Below are 18,820 nucleotides of genomic sequence, written 5' to 3' on the forward strand. Positions count from 1 at the left end.
TTTGCCAGCCGCGCAACAAGGTGTAATGATAATTGCTCTCAATAACGCACCTGAGCTTTTCATGGACACCGCGACTGACGGCCGGCAACAGCTTCATCTCCTGTATCGCGACCATCACGGCTGGCTGCAAGGCTGGCTGCGCAAGCGCCTGGGGGATCGTGAACACGCCGCTGATGTGGCGCAGGACACCTTCCTGCGTTTGCTGGTGTCGGGACGCTTTCCCGGGGCCAAGGAAAGCCGCAGCTACCTGACGCAGATCGCCCGCAATCTGGTGATCGATCAATGGCGGCGCCTGCGCATCGAGCGTGCCTATCTAGAAAGCATCGCCCACCTGCCGGAGCCCGAATCGCCGTCCCTGGAAACCCGCGCACTGATCCTCGAGACCCTGATGCAGATCGACGCCATGCTCGATCGTATGCCCGACAACGTGCGCAGGGCTTTCCTGTTGTCGCAGTTCGAGGGGCTGAGCTACGCACAGATTGCCGAGCGCCTGGAGGTGACCGTCAGCTCGGTGCAGAAGTACATGACCCGGGCGATTCTTGCCTGCTATCAGGTCGCCTACGAAGAATGAGAATGCGGTCTGAAGCGCCGATTGCCCCGGCCATTGTCGAGCAAGCCAGCGAGTGGCTGATGCTGCAATGGGGCGGCGAACTGGATGGCGACCAGCGCCAGGCCTTTGCGCGCTGGCAGGCGGCCGACCCTGAACACCGGCGTGCCTGGAAACGTTTGCAGCAATTGCAGCACACCCTCGGTGGCGTACCCGCCGACAGTGCCCGCGCGGTTTTACGCGATACACCGGACACCCAGCGCCGCGCGGCCTTGAAGCTGCTCGGGTTGTTGCTGGTGGCCGGTGGCAGCGGCTATCTGGTGCAGGGCAGCCAGCCGTGGCAGGCGGCGTTTGCCGAATACCGTACCGCCACCGGCGAGATTCGCCACCTGACCTTGAGTGACGGCACGCGCCTGGACCTCAACAGCAACAGCGCGGTCGACCTGCGGTTCAGTACCAGTGAGCGACGTATCCGCCTGATACGCGGCGAGATCCTGCTGACCAGCGGCCACGACCCGTCCCGGCCATTGATCGTCGAAACCCCGGCGGGGGATGTGCAGGCCCTGGGCACCCGGTTTGCCGTGCGTGAAGGGGACGATGGCAGTCGTGTCGACCTGTATGAGGGGCGTGTGCAGGTACGTCCGGTGCACGGTGCGGCGGTACAAATGAGCGCCGGAGACAGCCTGTGGTTCAGCGCCAGTCAGACTTCGACGCGGGTGCCGGTGGATGTCAACGCCAGCAGTTGGACCCAGAACCGCCTGGTCGCCGAGCGCCAGCCGTTGGGGCAGTTCATCACCGAACTGGGCCGCTACCGCCCAGGCCTGCTGCGTTGCGATGCTGCGGTGGCGGGCTTGCTGTTGACCGGGGTGTTTCCGCTCAACGACACCGACGCGATTCTCCACGCGCTTGAGCGTTCGTTGCCGGTGCAGGTGAAGGCGGTTACGCGCTATTGGGTCACGATCAAGGCGCGGGTGTAAAAAATTTTTTGCCTTCGGCTTGTCGGTTTTTCAACCCCGTCCGGGATACCTCTTGAAAGCCAATCAAGAAGCGTTCTCACGGGGAGCCCTGCAATGTCGCACCACCCAATCCAACCCCTGGCCCGCGCCCTGCGCCGTGGCCTGTTTGTCAGTTTGCTGGCGACGGCGCCAGTGGTGCCGAGCCTGGTCCAGGCGCAGGAAAGCGCTGAAGCCTTACGCCAATACAACATTCCCGCAGGCAACCTCGACCAGGCCTTGAACCACTTCGCCAGCGCCTCGGGAATTCTGTTGTCGGTGGACGCCTCGCTGACCCAAGGCAAGCGCAGCGCCGGCTTGCAGGGGCGCTACGCCACCGGGCCCGGGTTGGAACGTTTGTTGGTCGGCAGCGGATTGGTTGCGGTGCAATCCCAGGGTGGCTGGTCGTTGCAGGCGCTGCCCGCGAGCGGTGCGCTGCAACTCGGTGCGACACAGATCAGTGGCCAACAGGATCAAGAAACTGCCTGGGGCCCGGTCGACGGCATCGTTGCCAAGCGCAGCGCCACCGGCAGCAAGACCGATTCGGCGCTGGTGGAAATCCCCCAGACCATCAACGTCATCACCGCCGCCGAGATCAAGGCGCGCGGTGCCCAAAGTGTCACCCAGGCACTGCTCTACACACCGGGCATGACGGCCGGCGGTTTTTCCGATCGGGTCAAACTGTTCGATGAACCCACCTCCCGTGGCTTCTCGCCTACGCCGCTGTACCTCGACGGCTTGCACCTGCCTTATGGCGGCGGCAGCACCGGCGGTGCATTGCAGATCGAGCCCTATTCCCTGGAGCGCATCGAAGTGCTCAAAGGCCCGGCCTCGGTCTTGTACGGGCAGAACCAGCCGGGCGGCATCGTCAACATGGTCAGCAAGCGCCCCAGCGAAACCCCGGTGCATCAAGTGGTGCTGGAGGCCGGCACCTACGAGCACAAAAGCGCCGCCATTGACCTCAGTGGACCGCTGGATGAGCAGGGCCAGTTTCTCTATCGCCTGACTGGCCTGGCCAAGGACGAACAGGGCGAGATCAACTATGTCGAGAACAAACGCCAGTTCATCGCACCCAGCCTGACCTGGCAACCCAACGACGACACCCGCCTGACCGTGTTCGCCCAGTACCAGAAAGACAAAGGCGTGCCCGAGGCCCAGGGGTTGCCCGCGTCCGGGACGATCTGGGACAACCCCAACGGCAAGATCAAGCGTGACCTGTTTCTCGGCGAGCCAGGCGTCAACCAGTACAACCGCGAGCAGTACGTGTTGGGCTATGAGGTGTCCCATCGCCTGAACGACACCTGGACCCTCAAGCAAAATGCTCGCTACGCCGAAGTGGACGACCGCTACACCGCACCGCTGCACGGCTACAGATTTGTGCCCAACCCGGTAACCGGCGCGCGAGACCAGCGCTACCTGCAACGCTTCGGCGTGGACTGGTCGCAGCACAACAAAGTATTCGGTGTGGATAGCATCGCCCAGGCGGAGTTCGACACCGGCGCACTGTCCCACACGTTGATCGTTGGCCTGGATTACTACCACTTCAACTCTCAATTCCACGGCCTGTACGACCGTAATCCGCCGGTGATCGACCTGTTCAAGCCGGTCTATGGCCAGCGGCTGAATTTCGGCCAGCCTTACCAATGGGACCGCACCGTGACCCAGACCGGCCTGTACGTGCAGGACCAGATCAAGCTGGATAAGTGGGCGTTGGTGCTGGGCGGGCGCTACGACTGGGCCAACGTGGTCAACAAGGAACCACTGGCCGACACCCGCACCAGCAGCAAAGACCAAGCCTTCACCGGCCGGGCCGGTTTGGTGTACCTGTTCGATAACGGCTTGGCGCCGTTTGTCAGCTACTCCGAATCCTTCCTGCCGCTATCGGGCACCGATATCAGTGGCAAGCCTTTCGATCCATCTACCGGCAACCAGTACGAAGTCGGCTTGAAATACCAGCCGCCGGGCCAGAAGAGCTTTGTTCAGGTATCGGTCTATCAACTGGACCAGGAAAACGTACTGACCACCAACCCGGTAGACACCACCTTCAGCACCCAGAGCGGTGCCATGCGCTCGCGCGGTGTGGAGTTGGAAGCCAAGGCATCCCTCAGCGACGCCTGGGATGTGGTCGCCTCGGCGGCACGTAACGACGTCAAATACACCAAGGACAACGACGGCCGCCAGGGCCGCCACCCGGCGGGCATTGCGCCGCTTACCGCCTCGGTCTGGGTCAACTACACCGTCCTTGGCGACACACCGCTGGCCGGTGTTGGCGCAGGCTTGGGCGCGCGTTACGCCCGCAGCAGCTTTGGCGATTACTACGCAGGGGCGTTCAGCATCCCGTCCTATACCGTCTACGACGCCAGCTTGAGCTACGACTTGGGCACCTCGCCGTTCAAGCTCAAAGGCGTGAGGCTGGCGATGAATGTGCAGAACCTGACCAACAAGACCTACGTATCGCAATGCACCAGCGACCTGGATTGTTACTACGGGGAAGGGCGCACGGTGGTGTCGAGCTTGACCTATGACTGGTAAACATCGGGCATTCGCGGGCGTTTTTTAGCCATTAGTGCCCACAGTCCAAGGACCGTGGGCACTCAAGGATTCTGCAAAAACACCACATACCCTCGAAACCACTCACTGCCCTTCAAATACCCCGGCTCCTCCCACTCTCCACCCTGAATCAACCCAATCTTGAATGGCACGCCCAGCCGATTCATCCGTGGCAAATACGCCGCGTAATCCGGAATGCTGTGGCGGCCCTGATAGGTTTGCACCACCACTTCATCAATCACGCCCTTGAGTTGCGCGATGGCCGCCGGGTCGGCATTGCTGCTCCAGTCCATCAGCCCGGTGATGCTCAGGCGCAAGTCCTTGGGCAGGCGCTGGCGCAGGTCGCGCAGGAAGTCGACGTATTCGTTGAGGTATTGCGTGCGGGCGTCGAAGTCGATCTGGATACCCACCACCGGATTGCCCGCGTCCCGCCAGCGTTGCACCTGGCCGAGCATCTGGCGGTAGACCGACTCGGGCCAGCGCAGGGTGTGGGCGCGGTACACCACCCAGATTTCACCCTGGGTAATGCGCGGCACACTCATGCCCTGGGCGATGAACTGCACGCCACGCGAGGGCGCGCGGCGGGTCGAGTTGATCTGGCCCTGGAGGATGTACAGGGTTTTCGCCTGCTTGAGCACCGGCTGCGGGGCGACACCGCTCCACAGCCAGAATGCATCATGGTCGCGGGCGTCCACCGCGCCGAAGGCCGGGCGTGCCAGCAGGAGCAGGACCAGCCAGAAGTGCTTCACGCCTTACCAGTAGTACTGCAGCGACTTGCCCCACTGGGTATCGGCAAATCCGGTTTTCAACTGGCGGAACCAGCCTTTGCGCACGGCCTTGTCGACGTCTTCGCCACCACAGCTGTTGTAGCCCGAAGGCCCGTAGCAGTTGATGGCGCGAAACAGCGCGTAGGCCTTGTCGTTATGCGGTGCCTTGGGATTGCCGATCACCCGCTTGTAGCCTTCGAGCCGCGAAAAGGTTTCACCTTTGAAAGGCGAGGCCGTACTGCCCAGGCTGCCGGCGGAGCGCGCTTGTTCCAGGGGCATGCCGTCCAGGCCGTTACGCAGGACGAATTCACCCAGGCAATTCAGGCCCTGGGGGTTTTTCGGGTCGGCCTGCAGGGTGCTGGCGATTTGCGCGATGCTCGGGCAGGTGTAGCCGGATTCGGCCTTGTCGCCGTTCCAGCGGAACAGTTTCAACGACTGGCCGCCGCTGTAGACGTAGCCCAGGCTGGTGCCGAGCTTGTCGTCGGGAGGCGAGGCGGGCAGCTGTTTCAAGTCCTCGGCAAAGGTCTCGAACTGGCCGCGCAACAGGTCTTTATAAAGCAGCGTAAATTGCGCGGTCTGGCGCTCTACCGGGTCGCCCGCACTGGCAAGCTGCTGGCGCAGCAGCTCAGGGCCGGCGACGTTGCGCAGCAGGATGTAACGCACCTGCTTGGCGCTGATCGGTGAGTCGGCGGCGAACACCTTGGCCAGTTGGCCGCTGCGTTCGTAGTTCATGGCCAACGCCAGCTCAAGCTGGTCCCGTTGCAGCGGTTGCTTGGCCAGCGGCAGCAGTTGCAGCCACAACGCCTCGGCGGCTTTCCAGTCGTCCTTGGCTTCCAGCGCCAGGCCGCGCAGGGTCTGTTGGCTGAAGGCGAAGTAATCGAGACTGGCCGGCACGTCTTGCGGCAGCAGCTTCAAGGCACGGTCGGGTTGATGCTCGACGTACAGCGCGAACGCCGCCTGCACATAGGCATACAGCGCCGGTTCCTGGGCAAATATCGACTTTTGCCCGTCGAGGGCTTCGCGAGTGAGTTTCGGCGGCTCGCCGGCGCGCATCCACATCAGGTCGTTGAGGGCCAGGATCAACGGGTTGCCCACCGGTGCGGTGGTGCTGGTCAGCAGCTTGGTGTCAGCTTCCTGCACCAGTTCATCCAGCGACACGTTGCGCTGGGCATCGGTGGCCTGGGTCAGTTGCCAGGCAAAGTCATTGGCCAGCTTGTCGGGGTTGGGCGCCAGCCAGTGCACCCGGCGCAGCAGGCCACGGGCGGAGGCGGCGTAGTCGCCCTGTGGATAAGTTTTCAGGTAATCGTCGAAGCCACTCTCGGCCCGTTGCAGCGCGGACTTATCCACATGCTCAAGGGACGGCGTGCCGTATTCGTCGAAGGCATTTTGCTGGGCGTCGTTCAGCGCGGTGCGGGCGGTCATGTACAGCGCCGTTTCCTTGAGCCAGGGCAGCGCGCTGCTCGTCAGCGCCGCGAAGCCTTTTTGTGCGTCGCTGAAGCGCCCGCTGTAAAAATCGCCGGCGGCTTGCAGGTAGGCGAGCAATGCCTGGCCGTCTGTCGATTTAATTTGATCGGCCTCGCCTGCCGCTACGCCGTCGGAGGAGCAACTGCCGAGCATCTGCAACCGCAGTTTGGCCAGCAATTGGCGTTCGGCCTGCGGTACATCGGCTTTCACCACCTGGCTGATAAACGCCGTGGCGCTGTCATCGGCGTTACTGCGGCAACGGCTGCCTTCGCCGGAAAGGAAGGCCTCGCCCGCAGTCTTGTAGTCATCGCGCTTGATGCCCAGCGGGCTCAGCAGTTGGTCCAGTTCGGCGGTGCGCGAGTCGTCGGGCTTGTTGTCGGGCTCATCCGCGGCGGGTGTAAGCCGATACACCGGGAATGGCACCTGGCCAAAGCCTTCGGAAAAGTCCTGCTCGCCCAGGGCATTCGGCGCCAGCGGCATGACGTTCTTGTCTGCCAGCAACAGGCGCAGGTTAACGCGGCTGTCATTGCCCGGGCTCAGGAAGGGCAGGTTGCTGCACACGTCCAGGCTGTTACGCGACACCCGCCAATCCGGGTAGCAGGAATCATCGCCACTGGCGTGGGCCTGGAGGGGAAGGGTGGCGAGCACTGTCAGTGCCAGGGGTGACAGAAGACCGATACGCATGAAGTGTCCTTGATCCTGAATCCATGGAAGGTGGCAATCATAGCGTGAACCCACCAAAGCGTCGGAGAAGCCCTGCGCAAAATTCAGATTTGTCCGATTGGCGGATCGCTGTTCAAATGCGCGCAAAACAGCAGGCGAATCGAGGCCTTTTGACCTAGAGTGGCGGTTGTTCGCGCAAGCGTAGTTCAGTAGTAGGTGAGGAAGTAGAGGTGCGACGCTCTGTGGCGGAACAAGACAACAAGGCCGGGGCATTTCCCGTGCTCAATCCTGGCCTGTGGGAGAACGCCGGCTGGCTCGCTCGATTGTGGTGGGTGCCGCTTTTGGCGTTGGCCGTGGCCGTGCGCTTCTACGGTTTGACCGCCTCCGCGATCTGGGGCGATGAAGGTTCAAGCCTGCTGCTTGCCGAGTATTCCCTGGAAGACCTGTGGTTTCACGCCGCCCATGACGTTCACCCGCCGCTGTATTTCGTCATGCTGCGTGGCTGGATCGAGGTGTTTGGCGACAGTATTTTCTCCCTGCGCAGCATGAGTGCGATCCCCGGCGTGGTCGCGGTCGGCCTGGGCATCTGGCTGACGCGGCTGATCGCGACCCGCCGCGCGGCGGTGCTGGCGGGGATTCTGCTGGCGTTGCTGCCCACGGCGGTGCGCTACAGCCAGGAAGTGCGAATGTATTCGCTGCTGGGTGTGTGGCTGCTGGCTGCCACCCTGGCATTGGTGTATTGGGTTCGCCAGCCTGAGCGCAAGCGGTACCTGGTGGCCTATGCGCTGTTAATGACGGCGGCCTTCTATACCCACTACTTCACCGCCTTGTGCGTGCTGGTGCACTGGTCATGGCTGGTATTGCTGCGCCTGCCACGGGCCGGCGGCCTGCGCCTTGTCACGCGTCCGGGCTGGTGGTTGGCCAACGTGGCTATCGTCTTGCTGTACTTGCCCTGGCTGCCGAATTTGCTGGGCCTGGTGCAGCACACCGAAGAGCTCAAGGTGGGCGGGGATATTGGCTGGGAAGACCCGGTCAACCTGTATTCGGTGCCGTCGATGGTGTGGCAGTTCCTGATTCAGGACCCGGGCGACCACCTGTGGCGGCCACTCTTTGTCGTGTTTCCGTTATTGCTGGTGGCGCTGGTCGGTGTGACCGCCTGGCGCGATCAAAGCCGCTATCGCTTCGGCTGGCTGCTGGGGCTTTTTTTGATGCTGCCGGTGCTGCTGGTCTATGGGGTTTCGTTTATCTCCCCGGTGTTTATCGAGCGATATCTCACTGCGTACGCGATGAGTTTGCCGATCATCGTGGCGCTGGCTGTCGACCGTCTGTCGCCGCGCCTGACGCTGGCGGGCGCCGCACTGTTCGTGCTGTTTGTCGGGATCGAGCTGGTGGGCGTGAAGACCAACGCCACCGTCGATGAACATGATCAATTCAACGTCGCGGTGGAATTCGTCAACCGCAACTATCAGGAAGATGACCGCATCGTCATCAGCGACATGCTCTGGTACCTGCCCTACGTCTATTACGACGAGACCGACGCCCAGTTGCAGCTCTTCACGCCACCGACCGCCGCCGGCAAGTCGACCCGGCCGAATGCCTATGGTTTTGGCACGTTGGTGGACCAGGACGGCGGGCGCATCTACCTCGATCGCTTGTCGGCGTTGCCGGCAGACATCCAGCGTGTGTGGCTGATCAGCGCCGCTGACGGCCCGGATGATTTTGCCCCGTTGCCGGCAGGCTGGCGCCAGCTCAGCCAGCAGGATGGCGGCGGCGCTCGCGCCCGGCTGTTCGTGCTGTGTAACGCGCCGGCGGGTGTGCACCGCGAAGGCTGCGATTAATCTGCGCAACACCTGAGAGGTTTATGTTCGCCTGGGGGGCTAGACTCAGGTGAACCCTCTTTTCAGGAACACATCATGGAATCCCCGGTCCACAGCTTGCCATCCTTGTTCAAACAGCTCGGCTTGCCGGATGACCCGGTCAGTATCGAGCGGTTCATCGCTGTCCACTCTCCACTCAAACCCGAACTGCATCTGGCGGATGCGTTTTTCTGGACGCCAGGCCAGCGCGCGTTTTTGCGTGAAGAGATTTTGGAGGACGCGGATTGGGCGGAGGTGGTGGATGAGTTGAATTTGCGGTTGAGAGAGGGGCGCGGGGCTTAAAACCCGCTTTACTGACCCATATCTTCGCGCCGCCACCACCCATCCCAAAATTTGTATCAAAACTTGACGGCTTTGGATCCATCGACCATATTGATAGTTAGCAAACTAACTGTATGCGAATAGTCCAGTGTCCCAGACCCTCGAACAACTCCAGATGAACATCAGCAGCAGCATGGTGGTAGGTGCCAGGACCTGGCGCAAAATCTGCCAGACCACGCTTGTCAGCTATGGCATCTCCGAAGCCTGCGCCGTGCCGCTGCTGATGATCGGCCGCCTCGGCGACGGTGTGCACCAGGTGAAGGTAGCCCAGGCCGCCGGGATGGAAAGCCCGTCCTTGGTGCGCCTGTTGGACCAGCTGTGCAGCTCCGGCTACGTGTGCCGCACCGAAGACATCCACGACCGCCGCGCCAAGGCCTTGAGCCTTACCGAGCGTGGCCGCGAGCTGGTGCAGGCGGTGGAGGAACAACTGGTGCGCCTGCGCCGCGAGGTGCTGGCGACGATCGATCCCGATGACCTGGAAGCTGCCCTGCGTGTGCTGCGGGCCTTCGAAGGCGCCAATCAACATCCCATGGTTGTGAGTTCTTGAACGGATTTTTTACCGGCATGCCGCCGGCCAGGGATTGGTTCTATGGCGTCAGGACATTCGCCGCTTCAATGATCGCGTTGTACATCGCCATGCTGATGCAAATGCCGCGTCCGTATTGGGCGATGGCCACGGTGTATATCGTTTCCAGCCCGTTTGTCGGCCCTACCAGCTCCAAGGCGCTGTACCGGGCGGTCGGCACCTTCATGGGCGCGGCCGCCGCGGTGTTTTTTGTGCCGATGTTTGTGCAGACGCCTTACGTGCTGGTGGTGGTGATCGCGCTGTGGACCGGGATTCTGCTGTTCCTGTCCCTGCACCTGCGCACCGCCAACAGCTATGCGTTGATGCTGGCCGGCTACACCTTGCCGCTGATCGCCCTGCCAGTGGTGGATAACCCGCTGGCGGTGTGGGACGTGGCGGAAGCGCGAACCGAAGAAATTTTCCTCGGCATCGCCGTGGCGGCAGTCGTGGGGGCGATGTTCTGGCCGCGACGGCTGGCGCCGGTGTTTGATGATTCGGTGAGCAAGTGGTTTGCCGACGCGCAGGTCTACAGCCAGCGCTTCCTCAGCCGCAACGTGCAACCCGAAGAAATCAGCACCTTGCGCGGTGGCATGGTCGCCACCTTCAACACCCTGGAATTGATGATCGGCCAACTGCCCCACGAGGGCTCCCGGCCGCAAACGGTGCGTAACACCAAGGAGCTGCGCGGGCGGATGATCCACCTGCTGCCGGTGATCGACGCCCTCGACGACGCCGTGTATGCCCTGGAACATCGCGCCCCGGAGTTGCTCGACCGCTTCACGCCGCTGCTGAGCGCCGCCACCGAGTGGCTGGACAGCACGCAAAAGGACGCGCCCCTCGAACGCTGGCGGGCGCTGCGTGACCAGATCGAAGCCCTGCAACCCGACGCCGAAGCCCTGGATGATCGCCACCAGTTGCTGTTCTCCAACGCCCTGTTTCGCCTGGGCGAGTGGGTAGATTTATGGCAAGACTGCCGCAGCCTGCAAGCCGCTATCCAGTGCGAAAGCCAGGACAACTGGCGCGCGGTGTACCGCCACTGGCGGTTGGGCCGGCTGACGCCGTTCCTCGACCGGGGCCTGATGTTTTACTCGGCGTTTTCCACCGTCACCGCGATCATCGTCGCCTCGGTGCTGTGGATCCTGCTGGGCTGGACCGACGGCGGCAGCGCAGTGATCCTGGCGGCGGTTGCGTGCAGCTTCTTCGCCTCCATGGATGACCCCGCGCCGCAGATCTACCGGTTCTTTTTCTGGACAGCGATGTCGGTGCTGTTCGCCAGCCTGTACCTGTTTCTGGTGCTGCCCAACCTGCACGATTTCCCGATGCTGGTCCTGGCGTTTTCGGTGCCCTTTATCTGCATCGGCACGCTCACGGTACAGCCGCGCTTCTACTTGGGCATGCTGCTGACGCTGGTCAACACCTCGTCGTTCATCAGCATCCAGGGCGCCTACGACGCGGACTTCCTGGCCTTCGCCAACTCCAACCTGGCCGGCCCGGTGGGCTTGTTGTTCGCCTTCGTCTGGACCCTGATCGCCCGGCCGTTCGGCGCCGAGCTGGCGGCCAAGCGCCTGACTCGTTTCAGCTGGCGCGACATCGTCACCCTCACGGAGCCTGCGACCCTGGCCGAACACCGCAAGATGGGCGTGCAAATGCTCGACCGCCTGATGCAACACCTGCCGCGCCTGGCCATGACCGGCCAGGACACCGGCATCGCCCTGCGGGAAGTGCGCGTGGCGCTGAACCTGCTGGACCTGCTGGCGTACTCGCCGCGCATCCTCGGAGTGCCGCGGGTGCTGCTTAACCAGGTGGTGGAAGGCGTTGGTGGTTACTTCAAGGCCTGCCTGAAAGCCGGTGAACGTCTGCCGGCCCCCAGCGGTCTGCTGATGACCCTCGACCGTACCCGCCGCGCCCTCAACGGCCAGGGCCTGCAAGGCGAAGACGAAACCCGCCTGCACTTGCTGCACGCCCTGAGCGGCCTGCGCCTGTCGCTGTTGCCGGGCGTGGAGTTTCTCGGCGGCACAGAAATGGAAGCGCCGTTACCCGATGGAGCGCCTTTATGATCGGTGATCTGGATATCAGCGGGGTGTTCCTGCCTACGCTGCTGGTGCTGATGGGCATTACGTATGTGCTGTACCTGGTGGTGCACGGGCTGTTGACCCGCGTCCACTTCTATCGCCTGGTCTGGCACCGGGCATTGTTCAATGTGGGTCTCTACGCTCTGTTGCTGGGCGCAGTGGATTCACTCAGTCGATACCTCATGACATGAAAAAACCTTTTTTGACCATCGGCCGTGTAGTCCTGACGTTATTGGTGGTGACCTTCGCCTGCGTCGTGGTGTGGCGCATGGTGATGTACTACATGTTTGCGCCGTGGACCCGTGACGGCCACATCCGTGCCGACATCGTGCAGATCGCCCCGGACGTGTCCGGGCTGATCCAGCAGGTGGACGTGCGCGATAACCAGTTGGTGGTACGCGGCCAAGTGCTGTTCTCCGTCGACCAGGACCGCTTCAAGCTGGCCTTGCGCCAAGCCCAGGCCGCCGTGGCCGACCGCCAGGAAACCCTGGCCCAGGCCGTACGCGAGAACAAGCGTAACCGTGGCCTCGGCAACCTGGTGGCCAGCGAGCAACTGGAAGAAAGCCAGTCCCGCGTCGCCCGTGCCCAATCGGCCCTGGCCGAGTCGCAAGTGGCGGTGGATGCCGCGCAACTCAACCTGGACCGCTCGGTGATCCGCAGCCCGGTGGACGGCTACATCAATGACCGTGCGCCGCGTAACCAGGAGTTCGTGACCGCCGGGCGGCCGGTGTTGTCGGTGGTGGACAGCAACTCCTTCCACATCGACGGCTATTTTGAAGAGACCAAGCTCGACGGCATCCACGTTGGCCAGAGCGTCGACATCCGCGTGATCGGCGACAACGCCCGCCTGCGTGGGCATGTGCAGAGCATCGTCGCCGGCATCGAAGACCGTGACCGCACCAGCGGCTCCAACCTGCTGCCCAACGTCAACCCGGCGTTCAGCTGGGTGCGCCTGGCCCAGCGGATCCCCGTGCGCATCGCGTTTGACGATGTGCCGGCAGACTTCCGCATGATCGCCGGGCGCACCGCCACCGTGTCGATCATCGGCGACAAACCCGAGTCGGGGGAAAAACCATGAAACGGCTCTTAGCAACCGCCGGGCTGGGGTTGTTGCTGTCGGCCTGCCAAGTGGTGGGGCCCGATTACAAGCTGCCGGACAAGGCGGCCGTGAACCGCGGTGACCTTCAGGGCCAGTTGGCCGGGGAGGGCAACAATGTGGTGTCGGCGCCGGTGCCGGCGGACTGGTGGAAGCTCTACCAGGACCCGCGCCTGGATAAGCTGGTGGAGCAGGCCATGGCCTCCAACACCGACCTGCGGGTGGCCGCGGCCAACTTGCAGCGCTCGCGCTATCAGGTGCAGCAAGCCGAGTCTGCCGGCGGTTGGAGTGCCGGCGCCAAGGCTGAGGCCCAACGCCTGCAAGAGTCCGGCGAAGCCTATTTGCTGACGGAAAAAGTCCCGGTGGCGAATATCGGCAGTGCCAGCATCAGCACCTCCTACCAATTCGATTTGTTCGGCACCTTGCAGCGCGGCATTGAAAGCTCCCAGGCCAGTGCCGATGCGGCCCAGGCGGCGGCCGATATCGCCCGTATCACCCTGGTGGCGGACGTGGTGCGTTCCTACACCCAGGTGTGCGCGGCCAACGAAGAGCTGGCGATCGCCAACGAGTCCCTGGACCTTCAAGCCCAGAGCACACACCTGACCCAGCGCCTGCAGGACGCCGGTCGCGGTGATGAAACCCAGGTCACCCGTTCCCAAACCCAATACAAATCCTTGCGCGCCGAAATGCCGCGCTATGAAGCACTGCGCCAGGCCGGGCTGTTCCGCCTGTCGATGCTGCTGGCCAAGCCGCTGAATCAACTGCCGGCCGGCACCGCCCAATGCGCCGAGTTGCCGCATATCGCGCAACTGCTGCCGGTAGGTGATGGCGCCACGCTGCTCAAGCGTCGCCCTGACGTGCGCCAGGCCGAACGCCAACTGGCGGCGGCCACCGCGCGAATCGGTGTGGCCACCGGCGCGCTGTACCCGGATATCAGCATCGGCGCCACCGTGGGCACCGTCGGTATCCTGGATGACCTGGGCACGCCAGCCACCAACCGCTGGGGCTTTGGCCCGCTGATCAGCTGGACACTGCCGACCAACGGCGCGCGTGCGCGCATCCACGAGGCCGAAGCCGCGACCCAGGGCGCCCTGGCGCACTTCGACGGTGTGGTGCTCAATGCCATCCGCGAAACCCAGACGGGCCTCGCGCAATACACCGCCCAACTGCAACGCCGCGATGCCCTGGCCGATGCCGGCGCGTCGGCCAAAGAGGCGGCGGAGCAGACGCACCGCTTCTTCCAGGCCGGCCGCGCCTCGTTCCTGGCCGACCTGCAAGCCACCCGCACCTACACCGATGTGCGGGCGCAGCTGGCAGCGGCGAATACCCAGGTTGCCATGAGCCAGATCGATTTGTTCCTGGCCCTGGGCGGCGGCTGGGAAAGTGGACGAACGCAAGCCACACAAGCCAGCAAACCCTGAGCTGATTGCTATGCTTTGAACAGCAGGCCGCCGTGATGGCCTGCTGGTCACTGCTCGCGTTTGCTCATGGGGATTCCAATAATGAAAAACCCTTATGCTCCCGCTTTCTGGTGCGTGTTCTTCGCACTGGTGTTGCTATCGGCGACTTACTTCTACGGCATCATGCTGGCCCATCAGATCGACAAGGCCATGGTGTTCCTCGACAGCGCCAGCGCGCTGATCGCGGTGTTGTCCATTGGCGTGGTGGCCTGGGCCTCCTACCAGGGCCAGCGCATCAAGCGAAGACTTCTGGAACAAGGCAAGACCCGCGTGGCGATCTGGGACACCAAGGTTGCCCTGCGCCGGGTCGAGACGGTGTTCGACCGCTACTTCTGGGGCAGTTACTGGCAGCCGGGGCGTACGTTCCAGGAAGTCATGGGTGAACTGACCGGCACGCCGCTGGAAAAAAGCCTCGAAGCCCTGAAAAAACAATGCGTGATGCTCGACCGGCAGGTCGCCGACGGACGGCATTGGCTGAATAACGCGCGGGAATTATCCGACGTGGCCACCGCCATGGCGCGGGAGCGTTACCAGCTGGATTTTTACGATCCCAAGTCCGATACGCCGGGCAATGCGGTGATTCACCGTGAGTTTGAAGTGCTGGTGTATACGTGGACGGCGCGGCTGAAGAGTTTCGATCATCAACTCGATGAGATCGAAACCGAGTATTCCTGAGGGACCTTCCACTGTGATTGGGTGCCTATGCTAATCTTCCCCGGATTTCGGCGGGCTTGAGCCGACACCCTTCGGGGTTCAGGGAAGACAGCCCACTTCACAGGATTTGATCAGGTCACTACATGAATAAGCCAGCAGTCGTTCTCTTGGGTATCGTCGTCGCCATTGGTGCAATCAGCGCAGGCGGTGCCTGGTACACCGGCAAGCAACTGGAGCCGGTGCTGCAAACCGCCATCCAGGACGCCAACAAGGAACTGCAGACCTCCATGGCCGGCGTCGACGGCACGGTGACCCTCGAACTGGTCTCCCTCGACCGCCAGCTGTTCAGCAGCACCGCCCACTATCGCCTCAAGGCCCAGGGCGCGGTGTTCGGCGAAAACCACCAGGACACCGAGCTGCTGTTCGTCGACCATATCGAACACGGCCCGCTGCCGTTCTCGCGCCTGGTGTCGCTGAAGTGGCTGCCCGTCATGGCCACCAGTCACTATGAGCTTGAGAAAAACCCGACCACCGAAAAATGGTTCGCCGCCAGCAAAGACGTGTCGCCACTCAAAGGCGTGGCCAACATCGGCTACAACCGCTCGGTGAGCGGCAACGTTGAACTGCTGCCCCTGGAACTCAAGGACGACAAGTCGGCCGTGAGCTTCTCCGGTGCCAACCTGGACTTCGACTCCACCGCCGAAGGCAAGAAGGTCAAGGCCAGCGGCTACATGGACAGCCTCAAGGTCTCGGTCACCGACGCCAACAACGCCAAGCTGGATGCCGAGTTGAGTGGCCTGACCATTGCCAGCAACCTGGAAAAAACCACCTTTGGTTTCTACACCGGGCAAAACACCGTCGAACTGACCAACACCAAGGTCACCTTCGGCCCGCAACAAGCGGTGCTGACCCTCAAGAACTTTGAGCAGAAAGACAGCAGCGAAACCAAGGACAACAACCTGGCCGGCCGTGTCGACTACAAGATCGACGAGATCGGTTACCAGGGCAAGCCAGTGGGTTCGGCGGCCATGGCGGTCAGCATGAAGAACGTCGACATCCCGTCGATGCTGGTACTGACCAAGCTCTACCAGGAAAAGGTCCAACCGGCCCAAGCCGCTGCCGCTGCCGGCCAGCCCGTGCCTGAGTTGCAACTGACTGACGCCGAGCAAGCCCTGGCCCAGTCCAACGTCGACCAACTGCTGGCTGCCAAGCCGCAAGTGGCGGTAGAAAACCTGTCGCTGAAAACCACCAATGGCGAAAGCCGCTTCAACCTGGTGGTAGACCTGGCCAAGCCGTCGAGCATGGACCTGCCGCCGGTAGAACTGGGCAAGCAAATCGTTGCCCTGCTGGACGCCAACCTGACCCTGTCCAAACCGATGATCCAGGACGTGGCCGGCCTGCAAGCGCAGATCGGTGGTGTGATCGACCCGAAAGCCATCGAGCAGCAATCCCAGATGGCCAGCGAGATGATCAGCGGCATGGCCGTGGGCACTCAACTGGCGACCCTGGTGGGCACCGATATCGTTTCCAAGCTGCACTACGCCAACAATGAAGTGACTTTCAACGGGCAGAAAATGACCGTCGAGCAATTCATTGGTTTTGTACTGGGCAAGTTCGGCGCGGTCAGCGGCGCTCAATAAGACTCGGCTCAAAGTGATGTAGGCCAATTCTGAACAATTGTTCTGAATTGGCCTTTTTTATACCCCTCTCAAGGATATTGCGCCCCAGGAAAGCTTGGCCGCGTCATCAGATGTCGGCCGCCTGGTGTGTCGTGCAGGTGAATTTATCGCTCCGGCTTTCCCAGGTGAGGAAGCTGACGACATGTCGCGTAATGTTCATCCCTTTATCCGCCTGGCCCTGTGCGGCCAGTTGCTGTGGCCCGTCGTGGCCTCGGCCGATGCGGCCTATGATTCGCTGATCAACCAGGCCCGCAGCGGCAACTACGGTCCGGCCCTCAACCTGTTGCGCCAATTGCCCGCCGAGCGCCAGACGCCGGGGCAGGTCAGCGATCATCTGCTGATCGCCAGTTGGGCGCGCCAGGACGCCGAGGTGCTGACGGTCTACGAGGCCCAGGGCCGCACTCGCACCCTCACCACCCAAGCGCTGGCCACCGTTGCCCGTACCTATCGCAACCAGCAGCGTTGGGAACCGGCGCTTGCCGTGTACCGCCAGGCACTGCAACGCGAACCGAATAACCCGGACCTGCAACTGGGCCTGGCCCTGACCCAGGCGGATGCCGGCCAGACCGCCGAAGCCGTGCAGCGCACCCGCGCCCTGGTGGCCGCCAAGCCCGACGACGCCGACCGCCGCATGGCATTGGGCTACGCACTGACCCGCGCAGGTTTTACCTATGACGCACTGTTCGAATTCGACCAGGCCTTCATCCGTGCCGGCAACACACCCGAAGTCGCCCGCGAATACATCGTCGCCCTGCAACGCGCACGCCTGCCGGAGCCGGCCCTGCGCCTGGCTGCCAAACGCCCGGGCCTGCTGGACCCGGTCACCCAGCGCCGCCTCGAAGGCGACCTGGCGGCCGAACGCGTGCGCATGGCAGAGTTCGCGACCCGCGGTGAAAAAGAGCGCTACGTGATTGCGGACCGCGCCCTCAAGGATTACGACCAACTGCTCGCCACCTGGACGCCGCAGGCCAGCGCCCATGACGACGTGGTGCGCTGGCGCATCGACCGTCTGGGCGCGTTGAAAGCCCGGGCGCGCACCGCAGAGGTGATCCGCGATTACGAAGTGCTCAAGAGCGAAGGCGTGCAACTGCCGACCTACGCCCTGCGCTGGGTCGCTGCCGCCTACCTCGACCAGCGCCAGCCGGAAAAGGCCGCGCCTTTGTATCGCCAGGCCCTGGCGGCGAGCGATGCGGACGCCGGCGATCACGTCGAAGACAGCACCGCGCTGTTCTACGCCTTGCTCGAAAACGATCAAGTGGCGCAAGCCCGCGAAGTCGCCGACAACCTGGCGAGCACCCAGAAACCCCGGGTCGAACTCAAGGGCTTGCCCATCGGCAACCCCAACGACGCGTGGATGGACGCCCAACAATTAGCGGCGCAGGCCGGTACCTATGGCGCCGACTTGCCCGCCAGCGAAAAAGGCCTGGAAGCCCTGGTGCAACAGGCCCCCGGCAATATCGGCCTGCGCCTGGCCCAGGCCGACATGTACCGTGCCCGCGACTGGCCTCGGCGCGCCGAAAACACCCTCAAGGAAACCGAAGCCCAGGCCCCGCGCGACATCGGCCTGGAGGTTTCCCAAGGGCACACCGCCCTGGATTTGCAGGAGTGGCGCCAGCTCGACGCACTCACCGACGACGTGGTCGACCGCGCCCCGAACAACCGCCAGGTGCAGCGCCTAAGCCGCCTGCGGGATGTGCACGACATGGCCGAATTGCGCGTCGAGGCCTATACCGGCAAAAGCAACGGTGGCGGTGATAACGGCGCGGGCGCGGTATCCGGCAGTCGCGACTTCGGTATCGAAACCTTGCTCTACAGCCCGCCCATCGATGAAGACTGGCGGGTGTTCGGCGGTGCCGGCTACGCCACCGCCGATTTCGAAGAAGGCACCGGCCAGCACCGCTGGCAGCGCCTCGGCGTAGAGCGGCGCACCCGCGACATGACCCTGGAAGCCGAGGTCTCCAATCACTCCTACGGCTTTGGCTCCAAGCAGGGCGCGCGGGTCGCGATTGCCCGGGACATCAATGACCAATGGCAGTACGGCGGCAGCCTCGACTACCTCTCCGCCAGCACCCCGTTGCGGGCGCTGAACGCCGACATCACCGCCAACGGCGGC

15 protein-coding genes are annotated in these 18,820 nt (G+C 63.0%); 13 read left to right on the forward strand and 2 right to left on the reverse strand.

Going from position 1 to position 18,820, the window contains the following annotated elements:
* The first annotated feature begins 61 nt into the window (after window positions 1–61).
* From MUM_RS0107750 to MUM_RS0107760, 3 genes are all read left to right on the forward strand, one after another.
* Entirely contained in the window at window positions 62–571 is a 510-nt protein-coding gene (locus MUM_RS0107750) for a sigma-70 family RNA polymerase sigma factor (RefSeq protein WP_010168744.1), read from the forward strand.
* 2 nt (window positions 572–573) lie between these two features.
* A complete protein-coding gene (locus MUM_RS0107755) occupies window positions 574–1,524 on the forward strand; it encodes a FecR domain-containing protein (RefSeq protein WP_010168746.1) in 951 nt (316 codons plus the stop codon).
* 93 nt (window positions 1,525–1,617) lie between these two features.
* Window positions 1,618–4,071 carry a TonB-dependent siderophore receptor gene (locus MUM_RS0107760; protein WP_010168748.1) on the forward strand — a complete coding sequence of 818 codons (2,454 nt, stop codon included), beginning with the start codon at window positions 1,618–1,620 and terminating at the stop codon, window positions 4,069–4,071.
* A gap of 62 nt (window positions 4,072–4,133) precedes the next feature.
* Here MUM_RS0107760 and MUM_RS0107765 read toward each other — a convergent pair whose 3' ends face one another.
* Together MUM_RS0107765 and MUM_RS0107770 are read right to left on the reverse strand one after the other, a co-directional pair.
* The gene (locus MUM_RS0107765) at window positions 4,134–4,838 is read right to left on the reverse strand and encodes a DUF3142 domain-containing protein (RefSeq protein WP_010168750.1); all 705 of its coding nucleotides are present in this window, start codon (window positions 4,836–4,838) and stop codon (window positions 4,134–4,136) included.
* Between the two features lie 3 nt (window positions 4,839–4,841).
* Window positions 4,842–7,004: a hypothetical protein gene (locus tag MUM_RS0107770; protein WP_010168753.1), complete on the reverse strand. Its 2,163-nt coding sequence runs from the start codon at window positions 7,002–7,004 to the stop codon at window positions 4,842–4,844.
* 209 nt (window positions 7,005–7,213) lie between these two features.
* On the opposite strand from MUM_RS0107770, the gene MUM_RS0107775 reads away from it, so the two are divergent.
* From MUM_RS0107775 to pgaA, 10 genes are all read left to right on the forward strand, one after another.
* On the forward strand, window positions 7,214–8,821 hold the full coding sequence (locus tag MUM_RS0107775) for a glycosyltransferase family 39 protein (protein WP_029615797.1): 1,608 nt from the start codon (window positions 7,214–7,216) through the stop codon (window positions 8,819–8,821).
* 75 nt (window positions 8,822–8,896) lie between these two features.
* Window positions 8,897–9,142 (forward strand): DUF2789 domain-containing protein, encoded by a 246-nt coding sequence (locus tag MUM_RS0107780; RefSeq protein WP_010168757.1) that lies wholly within the window; start codon window positions 8,897–8,899, stop codon window positions 9,140–9,142.
* A gap of 154 nt (window positions 9,143–9,296) precedes the next feature.
* Window positions 9,297–9,728 carry a MarR family winged helix-turn-helix transcriptional regulator gene (locus MUM_RS0107785; protein ID WP_010168758.1) on the forward strand — a complete coding sequence of 144 codons (432 nt, stop codon included), beginning with the start codon at window positions 9,297–9,299 and terminating at the stop codon, window positions 9,726–9,728.
* On the forward strand, window positions 9,725–11,803 hold the full coding sequence (locus MUM_RS0107790; RefSeq protein WP_010168760.1) for an FUSC family protein: 2,079 nt from the start codon (window positions 9,725–9,727) through the stop codon (window positions 11,801–11,803). Before MUM_RS0107785 ends, MUM_RS0107790 begins: the two co-directional genes overlap by 4 nt.
* Complete coding sequence (locus MUM_RS0107795; protein WP_003218193.1) at window positions 11,800–12,009, forward strand: DUF1656 domain-containing protein; 210 nt, start codon at window positions 11,800–11,802, stop codon at window positions 12,007–12,009. Before MUM_RS0107790 ends, MUM_RS0107795 begins: the two co-directional genes overlap by 4 nt.
* Window positions 12,006–12,896, forward strand: coding sequence for an efflux RND transporter periplasmic adaptor subunit (locus tag MUM_RS0107800; protein ID WP_010168764.1), 891 nt, complete (start codon window positions 12,006–12,008; stop codon window positions 12,894–12,896). Before MUM_RS0107795 ends, MUM_RS0107800 begins: the two co-directional genes overlap by 4 nt.
* A complete protein-coding gene (locus MUM_RS0107805) occupies window positions 12,893–14,335 on the forward strand; it encodes an efflux transporter outer membrane subunit (RefSeq protein ID WP_010168766.1) in 1,443 nt (480 codons plus the stop codon). Before MUM_RS0107800 ends, MUM_RS0107805 begins: the two co-directional genes overlap by 4 nt.
* 81 nt (window positions 14,336–14,416) lie before the next feature.
* Window positions 14,417–15,049, forward strand: coding sequence for a hypothetical protein (locus MUM_RS0107810; RefSeq protein ID WP_003218188.1), 633 nt, complete (start codon window positions 14,417–14,419; stop codon window positions 15,047–15,049).
* A gap of 122 nt (window positions 15,050–15,171) precedes the next feature.
* Window positions 15,172–16,668 (forward strand): YdgA family protein, encoded by a 1,497-nt coding sequence (locus MUM_RS0107815; protein ID WP_029615798.1) that lies wholly within the window; start codon window positions 15,172–15,174, stop codon window positions 16,666–16,668.
* 181 nt (window positions 16,669–16,849) lie between these two features.
* Window positions 16,850–18,820 (forward strand): poly-beta-1,6 N-acetyl-D-glucosamine export porin PgaA (gene pgaA, locus MUM_RS0107820; protein WP_010168770.1); only part of this gene is annotated, 1,971 nt, incomplete at its 3' end.

Origin of the sequence: Pseudomonas sp. PAMC 25886 (assembly GCF_000242655.1) — a bacterium.
Taxonomy (GTDB): domain Bacteria; phylum Pseudomonadota; class Gammaproteobacteria; order Pseudomonadales; family Pseudomonadaceae; genus Aquipseudomonas.